The sequence below is a fragment of the Nitrosospira sp. Nsp2 genome (assembly GCF_003050965.1).
Taxonomy (GTDB): Bacteria; Pseudomonadota; Gammaproteobacteria; order Burkholderiales; family Nitrosomonadaceae; genus Nitrosospira.
In genome coordinates this window covers 590,971-612,918 of the sequence record NZ_QAOU01000002.1, presented here as the reverse complement: position 1 = coordinate 612,918, position 21,948 = coordinate 590,971, and the positions used below count along the sequence as shown (strand labels likewise).

Annotated in this window: 22 protein-coding genes; 9 read left to right on the top strand and 13 right to left on the bottom strand. The window is 53.6% G+C overall.

Annotated features, from left to right (window positions below; translation table 11 throughout):
* Positions 1–8 precede the first annotated feature (8 nt).
* The 7 genes from ccmE to C8R31_RS07000 all read right to left on the bottom strand — a co-directional run bounded on the left by ccmE (position 9) and on the right by C8R31_RS07000 (position 4,645).
* On the bottom strand, positions 9–458 hold the full coding sequence (gene ccmE / locus C8R31_RS07030; protein ID WP_107693309.1) for a cytochrome c maturation protein CcmE: 450 nt from the start codon (positions 456–458) through the stop codon (positions 9–11).
* Positions 442–606, bottom strand: coding sequence for a heme exporter protein CcmD (gene ccmD, locus C8R31_RS07025; RefSeq protein ID WP_258192619.1), 165 nt, complete (start codon positions 604–606; stop codon positions 442–444). Before ccmD ends, ccmE begins: the two co-directional genes overlap by 17 nt.
* A gap of 29 nt (positions 607–635) precedes the next feature.
* Complete coding sequence (locus tag C8R31_RS07020) at positions 636–1,376, bottom strand: heme ABC transporter permease (protein WP_107693509.1); 741 nt, start codon at positions 1,374–1,376, stop codon at positions 636–638.
* 178 nt (positions 1,377–1,554) lie between these two features.
* On the bottom strand, positions 1,555–2,214 hold the full coding sequence (gene ccmB, locus C8R31_RS07015; RefSeq protein ID WP_107693307.1) for a heme exporter protein CcmB: 660 nt from the start codon (positions 2,212–2,214) through the stop codon (positions 1,555–1,557).
* 1 nt (position 2,215) lies between these two features.
* Positions 2,216–2,836: a cytochrome c biogenesis heme-transporting ATPase CcmA gene (gene ccmA, locus C8R31_RS07010; protein WP_107693306.1), complete on the bottom strand. Its 621-nt coding sequence runs from the start codon at positions 2,834–2,836 to the stop codon at positions 2,216–2,218.
* A gap of 278 nt (positions 2,837–3,114) precedes the next feature.
* On the bottom strand, positions 3,115–3,606 hold the full coding sequence (locus C8R31_RS07005) for a VOC family protein (protein WP_107693305.1): 492 nt from the start codon (positions 3,604–3,606) through the stop codon (positions 3,115–3,117).
* A 103-nt stretch (positions 3,607–3,709) separates the two neighbouring features.
* Positions 3,710–4,645, bottom strand: a complete 936-nt coding sequence (locus tag C8R31_RS07000; protein WP_258192607.1) for a DUF5996 family protein — start codon at positions 4,643–4,645, stop codon at positions 3,710–3,712.
* Positions 4,646–5,106: 461 nt separating this feature from the next.
* On the opposite strand from C8R31_RS07000, the gene tadA reads away from it, so the two are divergent.
* From tadA to ftsB, 5 genes are all read left to right on the top strand, one after another.
* Complete coding sequence (gene tadA, locus C8R31_RS06990; RefSeq protein ID WP_107693303.1) at positions 5,107–5,577, top strand: tRNA adenosine(34) deaminase TadA; 471 nt, start codon at positions 5,107–5,109, stop codon at positions 5,575–5,577.
* The gene (locus C8R31_RS06985; protein ID WP_107693302.1) at positions 5,577–6,053 is read left to right on the top strand and encodes a L,D-transpeptidase; all 477 of its coding nucleotides are present in this window, start codon (positions 5,577–5,579) and stop codon (positions 6,051–6,053) included. Before tadA ends, C8R31_RS06985 begins: the two co-directional genes overlap by 1 nt.
* Before the next feature lie 314 nt (positions 6,054–6,367).
* On the top strand, positions 6,368–8,047 hold the full coding sequence (locus C8R31_RS06980; protein WP_107693301.1) for a CTP synthase: 1,680 nt from the start codon (positions 6,368–6,370) through the stop codon (positions 8,045–8,047).
* A 228-nt stretch (positions 8,048–8,275) separates the two neighbouring features.
* The gene (gene eno / locus C8R31_RS06975) at positions 8,276–9,559 is read left to right on the top strand and encodes a phosphopyruvate hydratase (RefSeq protein WP_107693300.1); all 1,284 of its coding nucleotides are present in this window, start codon (positions 8,276–8,278) and stop codon (positions 9,557–9,559) included.
* Positions 9,560–9,604: 45 nt separating this feature from the next.
* Positions 9,605–9,886, top strand: coding sequence for a cell division protein FtsB (gene ftsB / locus C8R31_RS06970; RefSeq protein ID WP_107693299.1), 282 nt, complete (start codon positions 9,605–9,607; stop codon positions 9,884–9,886).
* Between the two features lie 90 nt (positions 9,887–9,976).
* Here ftsB and C8R31_RS16230 read toward each other — a convergent pair whose 3' ends face one another.
* Positions 9,977–10,813: a PEP-CTERM sorting domain-containing protein gene (locus C8R31_RS16230; protein WP_219907466.1), complete on the bottom strand. Its 837-nt coding sequence runs from the start codon at positions 10,811–10,813 to the stop codon at positions 9,977–9,979.
* Between the two features lie 12 nt (positions 10,814–10,825).
* Here C8R31_RS16230 and C8R31_RS06960 point away from each other — a divergent pair, with 12 nt between their 5' ends.
* A complete protein-coding gene (locus tag C8R31_RS06960; protein ID WP_107693298.1) occupies positions 10,826–11,050 on the top strand; it encodes a hypothetical protein in 225 nt (74 codons plus the stop codon).
* 321 nt (positions 11,051–11,371) lie between these two features.
* Here C8R31_RS06960 and C8R31_RS06955 read toward each other — a convergent pair whose 3' ends face one another.
* Genes C8R31_RS06955 through C8R31_RS06945 form a run of 3 tightly spaced genes read right to left on the bottom strand, consistent with a single transcriptional unit; the run spans position 11,372 to position 14,017 of the window.
* Entirely contained in the window at positions 11,372–12,280 is a 909-nt protein-coding gene (locus tag C8R31_RS06955) for a metal ABC transporter permease (RefSeq protein WP_107693297.1), read from the bottom strand.
* On the bottom strand, positions 12,277–13,107 hold the full coding sequence (locus C8R31_RS06950; protein ID WP_107693296.1) for a metal ABC transporter ATP-binding protein: 831 nt from the start codon (positions 13,105–13,107) through the stop codon (positions 12,277–12,279). Before C8R31_RS06950 ends, C8R31_RS06955 begins: the two co-directional genes overlap by 4 nt.
* Positions 13,073–14,017 carry a metal ABC transporter substrate-binding protein gene (locus C8R31_RS06945; RefSeq protein WP_258192606.1) on the bottom strand — a complete coding sequence of 315 codons (945 nt, stop codon included), beginning with the start codon at positions 14,015–14,017 and terminating at the stop codon, positions 13,073–13,075. The genes C8R31_RS06950 and C8R31_RS06945 overlap by 35 nt, the downstream gene beginning before the upstream one ends.
* A gap of 425 nt (positions 14,018–14,442) precedes the next feature.
* Here C8R31_RS06945 and C8R31_RS06940 point away from each other — a divergent pair, with 425 nt between their 5' ends.
* Both C8R31_RS06940 and nikR read left to right on the top strand, forming a co-directional pair.
* Positions 14,443–16,548, top strand: a complete 2,106-nt coding sequence (locus C8R31_RS06940) for a TonB-dependent receptor (protein WP_107693294.1) — start codon at positions 14,443–14,445, stop codon at positions 16,546–16,548.
* Positions 16,549–16,662: 114 nt separating this feature from the next.
* On the top strand, positions 16,663–17,124 hold the full coding sequence (gene nikR, locus C8R31_RS06935; protein WP_107693293.1) for a nickel-responsive transcriptional regulator NikR: 462 nt from the start codon (positions 16,663–16,665) through the stop codon (positions 17,122–17,124).
* Positions 17,125–17,299: 175 nt separating this feature from the next.
* On the opposite strand, the gene C8R31_RS06930 is transcribed toward nikR, so the two are convergent.
* The gene (locus C8R31_RS06930; protein WP_107693292.1) at positions 17,300–17,935 is read right to left on the bottom strand and encodes a response regulator transcription factor; all 636 of its coding nucleotides are present in this window, start codon (positions 17,933–17,935) and stop codon (positions 17,300–17,302) included.
* 301 nt (positions 17,936–18,236) lie between these two features.
* On the bottom strand, positions 18,237–20,261 hold the full coding sequence (locus tag C8R31_RS06925; protein ID WP_107693291.1) for an ATP-binding protein: 2,025 nt from the start codon (positions 20,259–20,261) through the stop codon (positions 18,237–18,239).
* Between the two features lie 257 nt (positions 20,262–20,518).
* Here C8R31_RS06925 and C8R31_RS06920 point away from each other — a divergent pair, with 257 nt between their 5' ends.
* Complete coding sequence (locus C8R31_RS06920; protein ID WP_258192605.1) at positions 20,519–21,862, top strand: hypothetical protein; 1,344 nt, start codon at positions 20,519–20,521, stop codon at positions 21,860–21,862.
* Positions 21,863–21,948: the final 86 nt, after the last annotated feature.

Sequence of the window (21,948 nt, the reverse complement as noted above, 5' to 3'; positions counted from 1 at the left end):
TATTGACGCTATTGCACCAGTACGGTTTGGCGCGCCTTATCTGCTTGATTCAGGGCGTCCGCCGCTTCCGGGGGCATGTAATTCTCGTCGTGCTTGGCAAGCACCTCGTCGGCGCGGAAGATGCCATCATTCGACAGCTTGCCCTGCGCCACGACTCCTTTGCCTTCCTTGAACAGGTCAGGAAGAATCCCCGTATATACAACCGGGATGACTTTTGCGGTATCGGTCACGACGAAATTTACCGTGACGCCATCGGTCTGGCGCTTGACGCTGCCTTCTTCCACCAGGCCGCCGATCCGGAAGCTCTTGCCCAGGGGCGCTTCCTTATTGGCTACCTGCGTGGGGCTGAAGAAAAATACCAGGTTGCTCTGGAATGCGTTCAATACGAGTATGGAAGCGACGCCTAATGCAGTCACGCTCGAAGCGATAATGGCCAATTTTTTATGACGCGGTTTCATTTCTCTTCTCTTGTTTGTTTGACTGATGAATGAGACTGAGATGTTTAAGCAAAGTTCGCTTGCGGTTAAAAACCAGAACCAGCTCGCCGGCAATGCAAATCAGCGTAACCAGATAAGAGCCCCATACGTAGAACCCGTAGCCACCCATGTCCAGGAATTGCGATACGCTGGTCCACATCACCTTTCCGCTCCTTGCAGCTCTCCTACCCAGGAGGTATGACGCTCCCGCTCCAGAATTATGGCTCTCGTGCGTATTAAAATGACCGCAATCGCATACATCCAGCATGCAATTGACATGATCAGCATGCCCGTCAGCATTGTGGTGGCCATTTTGGGCGATTGGGTAAGACTCACCGAGGCACCTTGATGCAGGGTATTCCACCACTTTACCGAGAAATAGATAATCGGCACGTTTACAACCCCCACCAGCGCAATCATCGCGCCCGCTTTATCTGCCCGGCGCGGATCGTCTATTGCCGCCTGCAGTGACATAAAGCCGATATAGAGAAATAGAAGAATCAATTCGGACGTGAGTCGCGCATCCCATACCCACCAGGTTCCCCACATGGGCTTGCCCCAAAGCGCCCCTGTCCATAACGCCAGGAACGTGAACATCGCGCCGGTGGGGGCGATGGCCGTCGCGACCATGGAGGAAAGGCGGGTATTGAACGCCAGGCCGATACCGGCCCACACAGCCATTACAACGTAGAGAAACATGGACATCCACGCTGCCGGCACGTGAATGAAAATGATGCGATAAGCTTCGCCTTGCTGAAAATCGGTGGGTGCGACAAAAAAACCGATATAAAGCCCAACCGCGCAAAAGAGAACAGCAGCGACGGAAAACAGCGGAATCATTTTACCGGCGAGAAAGTAGAAGCTTGCCGGGGAAGAATACTTGAACCAGTTAATTGCCATATCTAAATACTGAGTTCCAATGTGAAGTTTGGCGCCCCAAGCGCGCGTAACCTCAAATTTTAACCTAAAAACCTCAAATTCAGAATTGGTTTCTTTCGGTGTCTGCGACCCGTTGAACAATGACGGCTTCGGCGAAGGCAAAGTGGCCTGCAGCCGAGGTCAAGGGCTCTGCATGGCATTACTCCATGGAAATCCGCAACGATAACGCCGTCGTCCATGGCGCCAGTACGACGGAGGCGAGCAGGAAGGCGCCGAGGAGCGACAGATGCGCCGCCGCCCCCAGGCCCGCCGCGCTTGCTTCTACCGCTCCCGCGCCAAAGATCAATACCGGGATATAAAGCGGCAATACCAGCAGCGAGACGAGCACGCCACCGCCGCGCAATCCCAGCGTCAGCGCAGCGCCGATCGCCCCGATCAGGCTCAGGACCGGCGTACCCAGCAACAAAGATGCTGTCAGCACCAGCAACGAATCCCCCGGCAAATCGTACTGGATGCCCAGCACAGGCGCCATCAGCACCAGCGGAACACCGGTCACGAGCCAGTGAGCCAGCGCCTTGCCCAGCACCAGCAGTGACAGTGATTGGGGCGAGAGCACCATCTGCTCCAGCGTCCCGTCAACGTGGTCGCTGGAGAACATGCGCCCTAGCGACAGCATGGAGGCCAGCAACGCGGCCACCCAGACCACGCCCGGAGCCATGGTTCGCAGCATGCTCATCTCTGGTCCCACCCCGAGAGGAAACAGGCTCACGACGATGACGAAGAAGAATAGCGTGGTCAAGACATCCGACCGTCGCCGCATCGCGAGCAAAAGGTCACGCTGGGTTATGCGGAAAAACATTTCAGGCGAGTTGCAACCGCTGGGTTGCGGCGGCAGCTATCTCGATTTCCTGATGGGTCGTCATCACGATCATGCCGCCATTTTCCAGGTGCCGTTCCATCAAACCTTGTACCAGTTTCACAGCCCCGACATCCAATGCTGTCAACGGCTCATCCAATATCCATAACACCGTTTTGCATACCAACAGACGTGCCAGAGTCACCCGCCGCCGCTGCCCTTGCGACAGCACTTTAGCCGGCAATAGTTCCCGACCCCCCAGCCCCATCTGCTGCAGCGCGTCATGGGCCTTGCCGTCATCGATTGCCGAACCGGCCAGCGCGCTGGAAATGCGGAGGTTCTCCAGGGCGGTCAGGTCGTCCTTAACGCCGCTCAGGTGGCCGAGATAAGTCATGTCGGCGAAGTAGGCTCCCCCCAGGGAGCGAATTTCCGACCCTCCCCAGCGTATTTCGCCATGAGCGGGCGCTGCAAGCCCGCACAGCATGCGCAACAGGCTCGTTTTACCGCTGCCATTGGGGCCGCCCACTTGCATGAGCCCGCCTGCGTCCAGCGAAAAATGAACGCCGCTAAATAACTTGCGGTCGCCCCGGATGCATGTCAGATCGGTTCCTTGCAGCGTTGGCATTTATGGGGCGCAAAAAAACCGGCATTATAGCGTATCGACGTTGCCGATGGCCCAGATGTGGCGTTGAGACATGATTAAATGGAAGGCGGAAGGAATGCGTCAAGATGGATGAGCCTGTGTCAGCGCAGGTTCAGGGCAGTTATGCCGATGCCAAGAATTATCGCGAGGAACCTCGCGGCAGGGAACCGGATGGGCGACTTGTGCCCACCCCGTAATTACCGGGAGCGCGGGCGCCGTATGAGCCCGCTGTGCGTGCGATACCGCGGCGTATAGCGGTATCAGGACGCAGGTGCAGCATCAGGATCGGATTGCTTGAACATGGCCTCGGCGCGTTGTTTGATCTCATCGGGTGACAATTCTTCCTTGTGGGTTGCAAGAAACCAGATGTGTCCGAACGGGTCTTTCAATGCGCCTGTTCTGTCGCCGTAAAACTGGTCTTTCACGGATTTGATGACCGTTGCGCCTTCGCTGACAGCCTGAGCAAACACAGCGTCTACATCTTCTACGTACAAGTGCAGACCCACCGGCGAACCACCTGCCGACTGCGGGTTACTGAATGGACTCTCTCCTCCGCAGTCATCAGCCATCATAATCCGGGAATTGCCGATTTCAATTTCTGCGTGTCCAATTTTGCCGCCGGGTGCATCCATTTTAAATAATTCCTTCGCACCAAAGGCACGCCGGTAAAATTCAATGGCCTCGGCCGCACCATTAATCATCAGGTAGGGGGTTATGGAATGGTAGCCATCGGGTATCGGTCGGATGCTCATATTCTGCTCCTGCGATGATTGTTAAGTCATTGAAAACACATCGGTGTTGCTGCATGATTGAATCGCATTCGGCAAACAATTTTGGTTATTTTCCAACCCGAATTCACGTTTGCACAACTTTTCGTTCCAATGCAGGGCGATCCCACTTCGCCAGGTGGGCCGCGGCTTCATATGTGGTCTGGAGAAATGAAAGGAGTGCTTGTGCCGGATTATCCGCCGTGCGCACAGCTTCATAAGGGAGGATGAATTCGCCGAGCTTGTCGTGAAAGTACGCCGCCTCGGGCTGAACCGGATAAGTGTTGAAACCCGCAGGAGTGGGATAAGCGTAGGCGTAGAACGCTGCTTCACCCAACCCGGTCCCGGGCCAAAAACCGGCGCTGGATACCTCGTGCGAATACGCTTCCTCCATTATCCGAGCCGCGACGTTCGGGGCGCCGCCCGGATGCTTGGGCGCCGTTCGTCCGGAAAAACGGGTGACGGCGAGATCGAACCCGCCCCAAAAAAAATGGACCGGGCTGACTTTTCCTATGAAGCGGGCGCGGAATTCCTTGAAAATGCGATCCACCCATACCAGTATGTGCCAGTAACGGGTAACGGCCTCAGCATCATAACTCGAATGCTGCTCATCCTTTTCAAATGGTATTGCCACTTCCACTTCAACCGGACGCGCAAGGATTTTAATCTCGATCCCAAGCTCGCGCAGCGCCTGCATCGTTTTGTGGTAAAAGTTGGCGACCGACATGGGTTCCAGTGCGAATGAGCGACAAGTGCCCTGCGTGGTGGTAATGCGCAGCACGTGCTCGATGAAATCGAAGTCGATCGCAAACGAGAAATTGCCATAGGGAATGGGCGACGTGGTCAGGCCACGCGTTGTGACGTAGAGTGTTGAACCCCAGCCATGGTTGATGTCCGGGGAGAGCACCAACCGGACTTTTCCGGCGACCTGAGTCCACATATGAAGCGTCGCGCTAGTATCTTGCCAGTCTGCCAGCGACGGCAGCATGGGCAACTCGATCCGTGAGTCGGCAATAAGCGTCATGGTCATGATCCATTTTTTGCGAAGCACATCGTTCAGCGTCCGCATGCGTGCTGTAGGTACCGTCGCGTTGGTTTGTCGTTGGCTCGGCGCTTTTCCGCCAGTTATTGATCAGGTTGTTGGGGTGCCCTATGCGGTGCTCCTGAGGCTGGTGCACGGCCTCGTTTGTGGGCACGATGGCGGAGCCCATGTTCTGCGGTTAACACGGTTTATTTTTTATAGACCAGGAGACGAGAAATTCCAAGCAATGTGCCCGGCAACGGTGAAAAACACCACGACCGCTCCGCCTCAGATAACCGGGGGGTTGTTAATACGAAATCCGTCAAGGAATCCGTTACCTTATCCGTACTATGCTCTAGCGGGTTTTGTTTTATTATTCGCTGAAAACAACCGGACGATGGACCTCAGCGTGGCCTTGACTTCTATGCAGACCTTCAACCTTGTATCAAAAGATGAGCGCGAACATGGACGACGATAATGCCTTCATGCGCGCGGCACTTGACCTTGCGGCGCAGGCGCAGGCGGCGGGGGAGGTGCCGGTGGGTGCGGTGGTAGTGAGCGGTGGCGCAATTATCGGGCGGGGTTATAACCACCCCATCTCGGCTGCGGACCCCACTGCTCACGCGGAAGTGGTGGCGCTTCGGGATGCAGCAAAAAATCTCGGCAATTATCGTTTGATTGGCTGCGCGCTGTATGTGACGCTGGAACCCTGCGCCATGTGTATCGGGGCGGTTTTTCATGCGCGTATCGCGCGGCTCGTGTTCGGGGCAGCAGAGCCAAAAACGGGCGTATGCGGAAGCGTGATTGATCTGTCAGCGGAAGCACGGCTTAATCATCACACGGAGGTAATTGGAGGTGTTCTGGCGGAGGAGGCAGAAAGCAAATTGAAGCATTTTTTCGCGTTACGCCGCAAGCAGGGGTTGCGGGGCGCCTGATGAGAATCGTGATTGACGTGGCGTCCCAGATCCTTGATGTTTACGATCAGAATACTATCATTCGTCATTATCAGGTTTCATCCGCCAAAAACGGGGTGGGTCAGGAATATGGCAGTTTTCGCACTCCCCTGGGAAAGCACATCATTCGCGCCAAGATTGGCGCGGGTAAGGCGGTCAATACTGTTTTCGTGAGGCGCCGCCCCACTGGAGAGATATATACGCCGGCCCTGGGCGCAAGTTTTCCCGGACGTGACTGGATTCTCACGCGCATTCTGTGGCTATCAGGTTGCGAGCCCGGCTTCAATCGCCTGGGAAAGGTGGATACCATGCGCAGGTATATTTATATCCACGGCAGTCCGGATAGCGTCGAGATGGGGAAACCCGGTTCCATTGGTTGCATCCGTATGCGTAACTGCGATCTGCTGGAATTATTCGATCTGGTAAATGCCGGGACAGAGGTTCAAATTCGCGACTGACGTCCGTTAAAGAAGCCGTTATGCGAGACCTCCGCGTTACCCGGTAATGTAAAAATTAGGGGCTGGCATGGCTGTTTTCGCACTGCAGATCGCTGAGCAAGCTAGGTCGTATAGGGCTCGTTTTCATGCGTGGATATTAAAGCTTGACCGAGGGGTGATGATTTCAGAGGCTGTAAAAAGTCCGCTCATTACCTGATACTGTAATAAACATAGGGCTTAATGGCCGGGTGAGCGCCATTATTTTTTGCATAAAGCCCGTATTCGCGTCCCGGTCAATTTGTTCAGGCAGGCCTTTTCAGGTATCATACGCGTCCATGACAAAGTATGTATTTGTAACCGGCGGTGTCGTCTCTTCCTTGGGAAAAGGCATCGCAGCGGCCTCTCTAGCAGCTATCCTCGAAACGCGCGGCATCAACGTTACGCTTCTGAAACTGGATCCTTATATCAATGTGGATCCCGGCACCATGAGTCCCTTTCAGCACGGCGAGGTATTTGTTACCGAAGACGGAGCCGAAACCGACCTTGACCTGGGCCACTATGAGCGCTTCATCAGCGGCAAGATGAGCAGGCTCAACAATTTCACTACCGGCCAGATTTATGAGAGCGTGATCAAGAAGGAGCGTCGTGGCGACTATCTCGGCGGGACGGTGCAGGTCATTCCTCACATCACGGACGAAATCAAGCTCCACATCAAGGCTGGCGCCGGGAATGCCCAGGTGGCTATCGTCGAGATCGGCGGGACCGTAGGCGATATTGAATCGCTACCTTTTCTGGAAGCCATCCGTCAGATGGCGGTACAACTGCCGCGCGAGGATACCTGCTTCATTCACCTCACCTTGCTGCCGTACATCACCTCGGCGGGGGAGTTGAAAACCAAGCCGACACAGCATTCGGTCAAGGAGTTGCGCGAAATCGGCATTCAGCCCGACGTGCTGCTCTGCCGTGCGGACCGCGAGCTCCCGGCTGCGGAACGGCGCAAGATCGCGTTGTTCACCAACGTGCGGGAAGAGGCGGTGATTCTGGCCGTGGATGTTGACAGCATATACAAGATTCCTGCTCTGCTGCACGACCAAATGCTGGATGAAATCGTTTGCCACAAGCTGAGTATTCTTGCAAAAGCGGCCAATCTCGGCACCTGGAAGAAACTGGTGCATGCATTGGAAAACCCTCAACGGACGGTGGAAATCGCGTTGGTAGGTAAATACGTGGATCTCACCGAATCGTATAAATCCCTGTCGGAAGCGTTGATTCATGCCGGCATTCATACCCGCAGCGAGATCAATATTCACTATATGGATTCGGAGGCCATCGAGAAAAATGGAACCGATTGCCTGATGGGGATGGATGCGATCCTGGTTCCGGGTGGTTTTGGCAAACGCGGGGTTGAGGGCAAGATCATGGCCATCCGCTACGCACGAGTGAACCGCGTTCCTTATCTGGGTATCTGCCTGGGCATGCAGTTGGCGGTAATAGAATACGCGCGCGACAAGGCTGGAATGGAAGGCGCCCACAGTACCGAGTTTCATCCTGAGACGCCATACCCCGTGATTGCGCTTACTACCGAATGGCGCACCCGCGAGGGAAATCTGCAGCTTCGAAATGCGGAGTCGGATCTTGGTGGCAGCATGCGCCTGGGCGGGCAGGAATGTCTCCTGAAGGAAGATGCACTTGTCCGCAGGATTTATGGTTCAGACAAAATCGTCGAACGGCACCGCCATCGTTATGAAGTGAATACCGAATATATTTCCCGTCTGGAACAGGCAGGGCTCCGTATAAGCGCTGTGTCCGCGGGTGAAGGCTTGTGCGAGATGATCGAGTTGCCTGAAGCGGAACATCCCTGGTTTGTCGCTTGCCAGTTCCATCCGGAATTTACTTCCACTCCCAGAGCAGGGCATCCGCTGTTCGCGGCATTTATCGAGGCTGCTGCCAATTTCGCGAATAAACCACTCCCTGTCGAGGCAGCGCTATCCGGTAGAGTGAAGAACATCGCGTAACCATCAACAAAATAAAATCAGCAGTGAAGCTTTCACGGGATGCCATTCCCGACTGAAGATCCTCAATGATCAGATCAAACGAATATTTGTAACCATCCAGCCGATTTGTGAGTCAGGCGGCGTGCCCCCGCGCCGGGCGAGGCTTCACTGTCAGGATTGCTTCCGGCAACGGCTGTGAATACTCAGGAAAACACTTTCAATTACAAACGAGACCCAGGGAAAAATAGCATGAGTGCAATAGTAGATGTCATCGCCCGCGAAATTCTTGATTCACGAGGAAACCCTACCGTGGAAGCAGATGTACTGCTGGAATCCGGTGTGCTGGGGCGGGCCTCGGTTCCGTCCGGCGCATCCGTTGGCACCAGAGAGGCAGTCGAACTACGCGATGGAGATACTCAACGCTATTTTGGTAAGGGGGTACTGCGAGCAGTTGAAAACGTGAATACCGAGATTTCGGAAGCGATTATGGGGCTGGACGCAACGGAGCAGAGTTTCATCGACCAGACGCTTATCGATCTCGACGGAAGCGGCAATAAATCAAGACTGGGTGCGAATGCCATTCTCGCGGTCTCGCTCGGTGTCGCCAAAGCGGCGGCGGAGGAGTCCGGGTTGCCACTGTACCGCTATCTGGGGGGAACAGGACCCATGTCCATGCCTGTACCGATGATGAACGTCATCAACGGCGGCGCGCACGCCAATAATAATATCGACATGCAGGAGTTTGTAATCATTCCGCTGGGAGCGCAGAGTTTTCGTGAAGCGCTGCGCTGCGGAGCCGAAATATTTCATACCCTGAGGAGTTTGCTTAACGACAGGGGGATCAATACCGCCGTGGGCGACGAGGGCGGATTTGCCCCCAATCTGGCGAATAACGAAGCGGCCTTGCAATTAATCGTGGAAGCAATAGAAAAAGCGGGTTATTTGCCGGGACCCGATGTTGCGATCGGGCTCGATTGCGCAAGTTCCGAATTCTTCAGGGATGGAAAATACCATTTGAATTCCGACGGCTTAACTCTTGACTCGTCGCAATTCGCGGACTATCTCGCCTCGTGGATCGACAAATATCCTATTATAAGTATCGAGGACGGCATGAGCGAGCATGACTGGGACGGTTGGAAACTACTCACGAGCAGGCTGGGAAAGTCCATCCAGCTGGTGGGTGATGACATTTTTGTAACCAACGCGAGCATCCTGAAAGAAGGCGTCGCGCAAGGCATCGCAAACTCCATCCTTATAAAGCTCAACCAGATCGGCACGCTTTCTGAAACATTTTCCGCTATTCAGAGCGCTAAACGCGCAGGGTATACCGCTGTGGTGTCCCATCGATCCGGCGAGACCGAGGATACGGCTATCGCCGACATCGCCGTGGCGAGTAATGCGCTACAAATCAAGACAGGATCGCTTTCGCGTTCCGACCGGCTGGCCAAATACAACCAGTTGCTGCGTATTGAGGAAGATCTTGGGGATGCGGCGCACTATCCCGGCCGGGAAGCCTTTTACCAGTTAAAATAAGAAGGGTTCTATCGCGCCGCACGTGGGCCATGCAGAGATTTTTCGTTGAAAATATTGACGCTTATACTCATCGCCCTGGTTGCCTTGCTGCAATACCCGTTGTGGCTGGGGAAGGGGAGTTGGCTTAAAGTATGGGAAATCGATCAGCAGGTGACGCGGCAACACGAAATAAATCGGAAACTGCAAATGCGCAATGCCGCGCTCGATGCGGAAGTGCGCGACCTCAAACAGGGTCATGAAGCCATTGAAGAGCGAGCGCGCAGCGAGTTGGGCATGATTCGGCAAAATGAAATTTTCTTTCATATCGTGAAAGAAAAAGAGGACTGACCTGTCCCCCTGCCGCTGGCTCAATTGCGAAACGTCGTTGACACCAGCCGAGCGGGCAGGACTTCAGATTTTTCTCCAATTGAAAACTGTTCAGCCTTTGCGACTGCGGCCCGTCGCTATGAAGCCCAGAAGGCCGATGGCCATCAGTCCCAGCATTCCCGGTTCTGGCACGACAGTGGCACCCCGAAGATTTGCTGTGCCTTGATAGCACCACGCTCCGGCGGCAGCCGTTCCATTGGAACACCCGGCTGTAAGTCCCCCTATTATGTCATACGGGTTCATCACAAAGTTGTTAAACGAACTGGTGAGCGCGATGTCTGCTTTGCCTCCTATTGCATCCGAAATACCGTTAGCATTCAGAAACGAAATTACGGAAGCATCTCCCGGGCCTGCGACGTCAAATAAACCAGAACCGCTGCCGCTCAATGTTCTCCCGGTCAATAAGCCAACGCCATTAAGCACAGCGGCAGGATCGGCTACCCCACCCAGATTGCCATGCCCCGTCAGTGTCACCCAAGGGTTTCCGCCATTGAAAGACTGAATCGTAGCAATATTGGTTGGCGAGTCCTGATTAAATAGATTCAGCGGTGAGGTATTGGTAAAAAAAACAGAAACGGTCGCGCTTGTGAACTCAACATAAGAAGATGAGAAATTCTGGGAATTGTTAAATGTTGCGGTATAGAACAGGCCACAGTTGCCACTTCCGTTAGCGCAATAGGTATTATCACCATTAATAGTAGTGATATAGCCGTAAACCGATGCGTTCTGTCCATTACCGTTGACGAAAGTCTGCGCAAGCGTTGCGGTTTCCAGATGAGTCTTGCCGGGGTTTGCACCCAGCGTTCCAAAATCAACCCCTCCCACGATAATTGCTGAGGCCGGTGCGGAAGCCACAATCCCGAGGGCGGCAATAAGTGGGGCTAGCATTCTATTCATCATATGATCCTTAAAAATTATCAAACCAGTGGTAAACCAGTAGCCAATGTTACGCAGTTGCTCAAGCTTTACTATTGGACCGAAGTACACCTCGGCAACAAGGCCGTGACTTGGAGGATGAAAGCCAACCGGCAACTACGCTTCAGTGGGAGAGGCAGGGTTGCGTGGACGCAGCGACACGGCACGCTGTATCTCGAGCGCGCTGTTACCATAGCGGATCAGAAGTGAAGCTCAGTAGTGCGACGTGGGTGTGGACGGAGGAAACGCGTAAGTTGAACTGGTGGTGCCGGAGGGGCCTCGATTGAGTTGGTTCCGTTATTCCCCATGGATTGTATTTTGGCACGATGCAAACAGAGCCCGCTCGCGTTCCTTGCTCAGCGGTATCAGGCCGAGGATGGTTCCGGCATTTTCACCCTGCCAGACAAAGCAGCTCTGTCGAAGTTCTCCCCAGATAAATACGGTTTATTGAGGTAGGGTCAGCGGCGGGTCCGTGTGTTGCGTGGGGTGATTGAAGACCTTCTACACCAGCCCGAGAAAAGGTCAATTGAATCAAATCCGGGTTTCGTTTTGTTCCATACCTCTAGGTGGGAGGGTGGTCTGACCAGAATGGTGTCGCCGGTGGAGATAGCTATGCGCCATGCGTCTGCCGTGGACATGGCTGGTCAACCATGTCAGGCAGAATAGCGCAGCGCCGAACAATACGATGGTGGCGCCGGAGGCGGTATTGAAAGCATAACTTAAATACATGCCGGCAACCCCTGTTATCGCACCGATAATCAGAGAATAGATCAGCATGCGGCTGAAACAATCCGTCATTAGGCGAGCCGTTACCGCAGGGGTAATCAGTGTGGCAGCAATCATGGTGACGCCGACCACGTTCATGGAGGCAATGATCGCCAGCGTAAGCAGGAACGAAAACATCAACTGTACAATTCCCGTTCTGATCCCGAACACCTGTGCCGCGTCGTGATCGAACGTTGAAAAAAGCAACGGCCTGTACATGAAGAATATCGCTAGCACGGTGGACAGTGAAACCAATGCGATAACCACCAAGTCGCCACTGGTGATCCCCAGGATGTTGCCGAACAGGGCAGCCTCGAAACTCTGGTTAAAGGTGCGAACGTGGCTGATGATGGCCACGCCCAAAGCAAAGATTGCGGTGGTTACAATACCGATTGCGGCGTCCTGTTTTATTCTGCCGTTTTTTGTGATGCGGTTGATCAATAACGCAGCCAGCAAGCCCATTGCCCCGGCTCCGGCATAGAAGTTCAGATTGAGCATGAAACCGACGACCGCGCCCCCAAATGCCGCATGCGACAGTCCGTGGCCAACATAACTCATGCCGCGGAGTATCACGTAAGCGCCGATCAGGCCGCAAAAAGATCCCACCATAAGCGCCGCCAGAAGTCCATGACGAAAAAACTCATACTCCAGCGGCTCAAGCAGAAAGTCGATCATGCGTGATCGCCCCGAAATAGCAACGGCGTGCTATTTGCAATCAAAAGGTGGTTTTCATGCCGGACGATAACGATGTCCCCGCCATATGTCCTGGTCAAAATATCGCTGGTGAAAATATCGCGTGGCTGACCCTCCGCCACTACCCCATTGTTAAAGCAAATAACCCAGGGCAGATGGGAAGCGACCGCGTTAAGGTCATGCGTGGTGAGTAAAATGGTGATGCCTTCGCTATTGATGTCGCCAAGCAGATGCAACACCTCATGCTGGGTCTTGATGTCGACGCCGGAGGTGGGCTCATCCAGTACCAGGAGAGGTGGATTGTTCACCAGCGCCCGGGCAAGAAACGTGCGTTGGCGTTGTCCCCCGGAAGTGTTCGATATGTGATGATGCAGGCATCGGTAAATACCCAGCCTGTGAGCCAGTTCCTGCACGCGCTCGCGCTCTTCCCTGCTCGGCCATGGCCATAGCCGACTACTGGTGTAGAGGCCCATCATGATCACCTCTTCTACCGTGACGGGAAAACTCCAGTCCACGCTTCCCAGTTGGGGGACGTAGCCGATCTCGCCGGGTGGAACGGCGCCAACCGCCTGTCCATGCAGAAGCACCTCGCCACGCTGCACGGGATGAGTGCCCAGAATGGTCTTGAGTAGTGTGGTTTTACCACATCCCGTCGGGCCCACCACCCCGGCAAAACGGCCGCTTGCAATACCAAGGGATAGGCCGGCGAACACGGTGTGGCCGTCATAGGCCGCCGTAACGTCGCTCAGGCTGACCGCGAGGTTTTCCCGCGAGTTATGGGTATGGGCTGATATTGCTGGTGTCGACATTTGCCATGCAATCCGAATTGCCTCCCAGCGCCCCCGTCATAATGGTCATGTTGTTTGCCATCATCCCGATAAAGGAATTGCGAGGAGCGCCGGGCAACTCGTCATCCGAGAGCTGATCGACGAACTTGACGCCCGTTTCACGCGCGATTTGCTCCATTACCTTACTTGGGAAAACCTCGGAGCCGAAAATGGCCGGCACATTTTCATTTTTTATCTGCTTGATGATGCGAATGACTTCCCGGGGTCGCGGCTCGGAAAAATCGGAGGGCTGTATGGCCGCAACCACTTTCATGCCATAACGCGGTGCGAAGTAGGCAAAGGAATCATGATAGGTCACGAGCTTGCGGTTGTTTTCCGGAATGGAGCGAACGCAATCTGAAATGGCTTTGTCCAGTTTGCGCAGCTTGCTCAAATACTCGGCGGCGTTCGCCACGTATCCCTCCTTGTGCGCGGGATCGAGCTCGATCAGACCGTCCCGGATTATTTCCGCATAGCGCATTGCCAGCGCGATGTTGGGCCACAGGTGGGGGTTGGGGTGACCGTGTTCGCGCGGGAAGCTGAAATCGTAGCGCCAATCTTCCCGGGGCAATGCGCGATTGCCAAGCTGCAGGATTGCCGTTTCCTTACCCTTCACCTTTTCCGCCAGTTTTACCGTGGGCAACTCAAGGTCCAGGCCATTTACGATAATGAGGTCGGCAGATGCCAGCAGCTTCGCATCCGTTGGGACCGGCTCGAAGGTGTGCGAGTCGGTTCCGTCCGGGACGATTCCTGTCACGGTTACGTAGTCCGCGCCGATATTCCGGACCATATTGGTGATGGGAGCCACCGTGGTGACGACGATCGGTTTTTTGGCGTTATCGCCATAAGCGCGATTGCAAAATGGCAGCGCCAGCAGTACCAATAAAAACACCGAGGTGAACCACCCCGACTTCGCCGTTATTGCAATTCTAAAAGAGAGGTAAGAATGGCTGGGCATCATCAAGCACATCAAGATAATCCGTAACCGGCCAAGAAACGGGCATCAAGGCATCAGCCACCCCATTCCCCACCCTTGGCTCCACAGGCTTTATAGACTGAAAAGCCTACCATCAATGCAATGTCGAGAATGTAGGGAATCCCTGACAAGGGGTTCACTTATTCTTACGGCTGGTTTTAACATTCCCTGACATACGGCGCGGTTAGCTATGTCGTATCTTAGCCATGGGCGCCTCATGGACTCCGCTCTGCGGGGGGAAGTATTAAAAAATCGTAATACTTCTTACGTTTTTGTATTGGCGTCCTGACCTTCGGTCAATACAACAAGAATCAGCGAAGCGGTTTGAGCGTGGACCGGTTATGAATCAAGCGTTGCAGTTGCAGGACCGTAGTCGCATATATTTAACTCGCCCGCGCTGGCGACACGCTATCAGACGCGCTCTCATCCTTGCCGGAATGATCTTGCCGGCGACGATCCAGGCGGCGGGTATCCTGACTTTGAATGAAGTGGAAGTCCGTGCAAATGCCAGGAGCCTGATTGGAGCGGCCAATTCGGCATCCGAGGGCACGGTTCTTAGACGACAGCTTGAGCAGCGTACGGTGTATCGACCGGGGGAGCTGTTCGAAACCGTTCCGGGCCTCATCGTCACGCAGCATAGCGGCGAGGGCAAGGCGAACCAATACTTCGCCCGCGGCTTCAACCTCGATCATGGAACCGATTTGAGAATTACCGTGGATGGCATGCTGGTTAACCAGCGCTCGCACGGGCACGGGCAGGGCTGGGCCGATACGAACTTCATCATTCCTGAACTGGCGAGTGGATTGCAATATCAAAAGGGCCCCTATTACGCGGATCAGGGCGATTTTTCTTCGGCCGGCGCGGTCAGCATGAACTATGTGGATAAGCTACCGACCGGTATCCTCAACTATGGCGTGGGGCAGCAGGGTTTCATGCGAGGACTGGTTGCAAAGTCCCATGAAGCAGGCGCGGGCAATGTACTGTACGCTTTCGAACTCCTCACCAAGGACGGACCCTGGATAAAAGAAGAGAATTACCGCAAGTTCAATGGAGTGCTGCGATACAGCCAGAATACCGGGGCAACCCAGTTCAATATCACTGCCATGGGTTATGGAGGGAGCTGGAATTCCACTGACCAGATTCCCCAGCGTGGCGTGGCGAGCGGTTTCGTTTCACGCCTGGGTGCGATCGATCCGAGCGATGGGGGCAAGTCTCACCGCTTCAGCCTGTCCGCTGCGCTACAGCATGCGAGCGATTATGGAATAACACGGATGAATATCTACACAATCCATTCCGACCTTGCCTTGTTTTCGAATTTTACCTACTTCCTGGATGACCCTGTTAATGGGGACCAGTTTTCGCAGGTGGACAAACGTTTCCAGTCGGCTTTTAATTTAAGCCATGCCTGGGTAAACCGGCTTGCGGGCTTCGCTTTCGAGAGCACCGCGGGCGTTCAGTTCCAGAATGACGTAGTCGACAACGGGCTTCTAAGCACCTGGCAGCGCCAGACGTTATCGACTACACGCAGAGATCATATACTCCAAAACAGTACCGGGCTTTATTACCAGAACAGCGTGCAATGGCTTGAGAAATTCCGCACCGTCGCCGGCGTTCGCTCGGACTTTTACTCGTTCGATGTCAAAAGCGACAACCCCGCCAATTCCGGCAGCCAGTATGACAGCGTCACCAGTCCCAAGCTTAGCCTTATATTCGGGCCTTGGGCCGAGACCGAGTATTACTTCAACTACGGCGGCGGTTTCCACAGCAACGACGCGCGCGGGACCACCATTACAAGAGATCCAAAATCCGGCGATCCGATAAACAAAGTCAATCCGCTCGTTCGTTCCACTGGCTATGAAGCTGGACTGCGCACCGCCATTATTCCCGGCCTGCAAGCATCGCTTGCATTTTTCCGTCTTGACCTGGCATCGGAACTGTTATTCGTTGGCGACGCGGGGACCACTGAAGCAAGCCACCCCAGCAAGCGTGAGGGTGTTGAGGTATCCGCGTTCTACATGCCAAACAACTGGCTTACGGTAGACGTTGACTATGCGCTCACGAAGGCACGATTTACCACTTCGGACCCGGCGGGTAATCACATACCAGGTGCCCCCACCGGAGTGGGTAAGCTGGCGATCGCGGTGGACAATATCGGTCCGTTTTTCGGAAGCATGCAGTTCCGCTATTTTGGCAAGCGCCCACTGAGCGAAGACAACAGTGTCCAGTCGGACAACACCATGACGGTTAATGGCCAGATCGGGTTCAAAATCGACAAGAAGCTTCGTGTCGCTGTGCAGGTGTTTAACCTGCTGGATACGAAGGCCCATGCCATCGATTACTTCTACACCTCCAGGCTCCCGGGCGAGCCTGCGGCGGGTGTGGCTGACCGGCATTTTCATCCGATTGAAAGCCGCTCATTCCGGATCAATCTGGTGGCAAATTTTTAAACCCTTTATACTTTTTTACCTCATACAATTTCCAGTAAATAAAGGGTTGGTTCAGTAACCCTTCGCGATCAACAAAAGATGGTGCGTCAACGAATAAAACTGGAGCAGATCACTATGGAACGCCTGACGATATCGCTTGATGACCGGCTTTCGAAGCAGTTTGAGGCTGTGATGCACAAACGCGGATATTTCAATCGCTCTGAGGCTATCCGTGACCTGATAAGGGATATGGTTGAATCCGTCCGCCTGGAGGAACATGTCGAAGGACACTGTATGGCCACACTCAGCTATATATATAATCATCATGAACGTGAATTGGCCAGCTCCCTCACCTCAACACAACACGACCATCACAACCTCACGCTATCCACCATGCATGTGCATATGGACCATGACAATTGCCTGGAGGTAACGATATTGCGCGGCACGATCAGGGATGTGACCAATTTTGCCAACCTTGTTACCGCTACACCTGGGGTCAGGCATGGCAAATTGCATCTGTTGCCAGTTGACATTGTGCAAGAGCAGCATTCTCCCGATTCCGAGCCGCATGTTCATAGCAATCCGCTTACGTGATGGAAAACGTTGGCAATATCGGAAGCGGAGCATAACGCCGGCGCCGGGATTGACGATACCCGCATTGACGTACCACGACGCCGGCCTGTTCTACATCAACCTTTCTCCCAAGCCGAAAGACCAGGGAAACCATGCGGTCGCCCCAGCGGACTGGGCTCTGGCGTTATTAGGCGGCCTATTCGAGCAATTTATGCTCGGCCACATAGCGAACCAGCTGGGCGTTGTTCTGCATCCCCATTTTTTCCAGGATGCGGGCACGGTAGGTGCTAACCGTTTTGGTGCTTAACACCAGTTTTTGCGAGATTTCGGTTAATGATACGCCAGCTGCAATAAGCTTGAGGACATGGAGCTCCCGATCGGAAAGCATGGAATGGGGGGATGTTGTCGACGGGGAACCGAGATCGAACAGAAGTTTCTCTGCCACTTTCGGATCGATATATCGTCCTCCATTGGCCAGCCGGCGGATAACAGAGATCAGCAGGTCGGTCGGGCTATTTTTGGTGAGATAGGCGGAGGCGCCAGCGCGTATGGTCCTGATGGCATATTCGTCCTCATGATAGGTACTCAACATTAACACCTGATGCTTCGCTCCATCGTTCATTAGCCGTTTTAGCACCTCCAATCCGTTCATGCCGGGCATGTTGACGTCCAGCAAAGCAACATCCCATCCGCCCTGACGCATTTTTTCGAGGGCGTCGAGTCCGTCTGTCGCTTCCCCCACCACGATGATATCTGCTGTTTCTCCGAGAATTCGTTTTAGCCCGTCGCGGAAAAGCCTGTGGTCGTCAGCTAAAAAGGTTTTGATTATCATGTTTATTCATTCAGATCGGTGAAACTGCCGCTAATGGCGGGAATGTACCAGACGGCAGACGAGAGTGTACGGTAGCCAAGTTCGTAACAATGCGATGTTTAGCCATGTTTGCCTGCTGTTCTTTATTTGCGATTGGGAGCGAACCGCGGTTCCTATCCTCAACATCACTGGGTTGATGCATGTCCGACCGTCAACCTGGTTAAATGGCGTGTTCCCGCGGTTTTTCCCCCTAGGGCAGTAGGGCAAATGCGGGCGCAGATGCCGGCACAGGTGTCCATTTATATCCGGGACAAAAGTCAGCTCATGTCCCCAACAAGTTTTTGATTGATTGCTTTCGTAGCGATAGAGACGGGCCAATCGCCAGATCCGTCAGCTTCCTTGGTATGCGCACGCGAACCTCAGTTCCTTGCTGCCGCGAACTGGTGATGTCGATACTGCCTCCCAGCACCGCTGCCCGTTCACGCATTCCAAGCAGGCCAAACGACTTTTTCTTCGTAGCGTTCTCGGAATCAAATCCTTTTCCATTGTCGCGCACCTCAACAATGAGATCGTTAGCGCTCTGCCAGAGATTGATCTCGACACAACTTGCTTCAGCATGTCGTGCCACATTGGTCAGGGATTCCTGCACTATCCGAAATATGGCCACAGTCTGATCTTCATCCAAATGGACGGGTTCATCCATCAACCGTAGTATGCAGCTTACACCGCTGTGTTTCTTGAATTCGCCGGTCAATTTTTTGAGGGCGGTTACGATCCCCAAATCAAGCGAGGCCGGGCGCAAATGTTCGGCAACATTGTGCACACTTTGATCGGCCTTATGCACCAGTTCCGACATGTTGCGCCTGATGCTTTCCACCCTGTCGCTTCTATGATCTTCCCCGCTTTTCAGGAGAGAGATTTCCAGGTGCAATGCGGCCAGGAGCTGTCCAAGTTCATCGTGAATTTCGCGGGCAATATATTTACGATCTTCTTCCCGCATCCGCTCCACGTGTGCCGCAAATTCCCGTATCGCTGCATCGCGCACCCGAAGCTCCTGCTCTACAAGCAGACGTGCCTCCGCCTGCTTGTGTTCCAACCACTTTCCAAGATCGTCGCCAATTACATCGATAAGATTCTGTTCATCCGGCAACAGGAACGGCTGGTCTTCACTGTAGCAAACTGCCAGCCAGCCGTAAGGCTCGCCGTAGACGGTAATTTGCTTGCGTAACTCGCGTTTATAGTCCCTGCCAAGGTCGTCGGAGATGAACTGCCTATCGTCCAGTTCTATTTTGATGGTGGCGATTGAGGGGACTTGCATCGCCGCGATCAGCTCCACAAAAATCGTCCTGCAAACTTCCTCCAGCGACCCTGCTTCCATACCGCGTCGGATCGCATAAAAGCAATTGATCTCCTTTAATCGCTCGCGTAATGATTCCTCGACCTGTTTGAGTTTCATGATTTCATGTTCGATGGCTTCCGCCATGGTATTGAAGTCGGCGCCGAGTTCGGCGATCTCATTACGGGTGGAGATATCGCAGCGGGTCGAATAGCTGCCTTGGGCGATACTGCTCGCCTGGCGTCTGAGATAGTCGAGCGGGCGCAGGATGTTGCGGCGCATATAGAAAGTGGCGACGACTACGACGAGCAACGCAGCGCAAAGCACCGCCAGCATTAGAAGAATCTGCTGCTGGAATTTCGACTGCAGATTGCCCAGCGTTGTTTGGGTGCGATTCTCCAGCTCCAGCATGAACTGGCTGATCGGGGCCATGATTCTGGTCTTTTCAGCCTTATAACGCTCGCCAAATAATAGATTGATAGCAAAATCGCGGTCAGGTGGACAGGCTACGGTGTAATCGCGGGATTTATCCTCACACAATCCCTTTGTCGCTGCGAATGCTTGTTTTTCAATGTTTACCAGATTATCCGAATTTTTCTGCGATTGCTGAAGCAGATCAAGTTCGTGTTCGCTAAAACCTTCACGACGCATGAGGTCTACTAAGGCGATGGGATTGCCGAGTGCGCCGAGCGGGGAAACCCTGTTTTCATCCCAATAGGTTATGGGGTAATTTTGGGCGCGCGCCCGTTTGCCGTTTCGAATGTCAAGGATCTCGAAGAAGAAGCGCTCATATGTGGGATCGCGGGTGATGACGTAGCTACGCGCCATCCTTGTCAGATTTTCGGAACTTTGGAATAACTCATTTGCAAGTTGCAGGGATCGGTGTTTCTGACGCTCGGCCTTGGTGATCTCGTCGAGCGTGCCCAAGGCATGAGAAGAAAGCAGTATGAGCAGGCTCAGCACCATCACGATGAAGATGAGATAAAAATTCGTGAAAAGACCAATCCTCATGTTTTCCTTTTCGTCCTGTTAGATCGAAGCTGCCTGTTCTGCCGGTAATCCTGCCTGTTTCCCCATTTGAGTAGGGGTAACGTCGGCAGCGTTTTTCTCACGTCGCCGACCCTACAGCTTACCTCAACGATAATCCGTAATAAATATGAAGAAATGTTCATATATCAAATTTGCGATCTGTGGACAGTTATTGATGATAAATACCGGAAATTCCCCCATGATTATGCAACTCGGGTTGATGAGAAAAACATTTTCCGATGAAATATCAGAAGAGGGTTTACAACGTGGCCAGCTATGGATTGACGTCCGCTGAGAGCGCTTTACACAGAAACATTTTCCGGAGGCAACGAGAGAATTCGTTTCTTGTTCGCCTGGTATCCACAACGGTATTGATTGCCGGTTATGTGTTTTTATCAGCTTTGGCGAATGCGCAGGATTTTCAGGCGCCGAAGGGTCCCAAGTATACGATTGACGACACGAAATGGATGACCGTAGGCATGGGCTTCCGCGGCTCGGGAGTATGGGTGGAAAACCGCGCGACGGGTAATTTCAGGGATAGCTTCAGTATAGATAATGCTCGTGTTTATCTAAATGGGCAAGTTCACCAATACGTAAAATTCGAGATCAACACCGAGTGCTTTTTCTGTAATAACACCCAACCGGACTCCAACCCGAAGATGTCTTACAACATCCTCGATGCGATCGGGAAATTCGAGTACAACCGATATCTCAATATCTGGGGCGGCCGCATGCTGGTGCCTACGGAACGGGGCGAGTTGAGCGGTCCTTTTTTTCAGGCGACCCATGATGCCTTCAAGACACCGTTCTTTTCCCAGGATTTCAGCACCAAGTTCGGTAGCGGCGGTGCGGGCCGATATGGTCGTGATGACGGCGGAACCTTCTGGGGGAGTGTCGAGCCGGGGTTTATCAAAGGTACGCTGGGCTATGCAGTAGGCGTTTATAGAGGCCTGCAGTCATCCTCCACTCTGGGACCCAATCAGGGAGATGACGTGCTGTGGGCCGGACGATTCACCTACAACTTCCTGAATCCGGAAAAAAATCCTGGCTACTACACCAGCAGTACCTATTTCGGTAAGGCCGGCGATATTCTGGCGCTTGCGTTTGGCGCATCGTACCAAAAAAATGGTGCAGGTTCATTTGCCAACCGCAGCGATTTTCTTGGTCTGGTTGGCGACGTGCTTTTTGAAAAGGTATTACCCCGAAATACGGGCGTGGTTACCGTGAATGGGGAGTACAAGCAGTTTTATGCCAACTATGCGCCCGCCGCGTTTGCTGACCCGGCGTGTTTTTGCATATTCGACGGGAAATCCTGGACAGTCACGGGCCTTTATTTAATACCCGTCAAAGTCGGGATAGGAAAGTTTCAGCCTTATGGCAGGTTTACCAGTGTCCAGCCCAACAATAGCAGCAAGCGGGAAGAGATAGAGGGTGGGGTGAACTATATCATCGATGGCTTCAACGCCCGCATCTCCGCGTATTACCAACATGGCGACCTGTTCACGAAGGGCCTCAATTACGCGCCGGGGGTAACGGGCGAGAAAGTCGATATTTTCAAATTATCTTTCCAGTTGCAGATGTGATTATCAACCGTGGAGCTTCACGCCTACTATCATCGGGTAACAATAAGAAATGAGCGCGAACAAGCAGGCGGAAAATTCAGTGACCA

Coding starts and splice junctions, on each gene's coding strand:
- eno (WP_107693300.1), top strand. CDS start 8,276: ATGAGTGCAATAGTAGATGTCATCGCCCGCGAAATTCTTGATTCACGA.
- C8R31_RS07000 (WP_258192607.1), bottom strand. CDS start 4,645: ATGACGCTTATTGCCGACTCACGGATCGAGTTGCCCATGCTGCCGTCG.
- C8R31_RS06955 (WP_107693297.1), bottom strand. CDS start 12,280: ATGATCGACTTTCTGCTTGAGCCGCTGGAGTATGAGTTTTTTCGTCAT.
- C8R31_RS06920 (WP_258192605.1), top strand. CDS start 20,519: ATGAAATATCAGAAGAGGGTTTACAACGTGGCCAGCTATGGATTGACG.
- C8R31_RS06980 (WP_107693301.1), top strand. CDS start 6,368: ATGACAAAGTATGTATTTGTAACCGGCGGTGTCGTCTCTTCCTTGGGA.
- nikR (WP_107693293.1), top strand. CDS start 16,663: ATGGAACGCCTGACGATATCGCTTGATGACCGGCTTTCGAAGCAGTTT.
- ccmE (WP_107693309.1), bottom strand. CDS start 458: ATGAAACCGCGTCATAAAAAATTGGCCATTATCGCTTCGAGCGTGACT.
- ccmD (WP_258192619.1), bottom strand. CDS start 606: ATGGGTGGCTACGGGTTCTACGTATGGGGCTCTTATCTGGTTACGCTG.
- C8R31_RS06950 (WP_107693296.1), bottom strand. CDS start 13,107: ATGTCGACACCAGCAATATCAGCCCATACCCATAACTCGCGGGAAAAC.
- ccmA (WP_107693306.1), bottom strand. CDS start 2,836: ATGCCAACGCTGCAAGGAACCGATCTGACATGCATCCGGGGCGACCGC.
- C8R31_RS06930 (WP_107693292.1), bottom strand. CDS start 17,935: ATGATAATCAAAACCTTTTTAGCTGACGACCACAGGCTTTTCCGCGAC.
- tadA (WP_107693303.1), top strand. CDS start 5,107: ATGGACGACGATAATGCCTTCATGCGCGCGGCACTTGACCTTGCGGCG.
- C8R31_RS06985 (WP_107693302.1), top strand. CDS start 5,577: ATGAGAATCGTGATTGACGTGGCGTCCCAGATCCTTGATGTTTACGAT.
- C8R31_RS06925 (WP_107693291.1), bottom strand. CDS start 20,261: ATGAGGATTGGTCTTTTCACGAATTTTTATCTCATCTTCATCGTGATG.
- C8R31_RS06940 (WP_107693294.1), top strand. CDS start 14,443: ATGAATCAAGCGTTGCAGTTGCAGGACCGTAGTCGCATATATTTAACT.
- C8R31_RS16230 (WP_219907466.1), bottom strand. CDS start 10,813: ATGCTAGCCCCACTTATTGCCGCCCTCGGGATTGTGGCTTCCGCACCG.
- C8R31_RS07020 (WP_107693509.1), bottom strand. CDS start 1,376: ATGGCAATTAACTGGTTCAAGTATTCTTCCCCGGCAAGCTTCTACTTT.
- ccmB (WP_107693307.1), bottom strand. CDS start 2,214: ATGTTTTTCCGCATAACCCAGCGTGACCTTTTGCTCGCGATGCGGCGA.
- C8R31_RS06960 (WP_107693298.1), top strand. CDS start 10,826: ATGATCCTTAAAAATTATCAAACCAGTGGTAAACCAGTAGCCAATGTT.
- C8R31_RS07005 (WP_107693305.1), bottom strand. CDS start 3,606: ATGAGCATCCGACCGATACCCGATGGCTACCATTCCATAACCCCCTAC.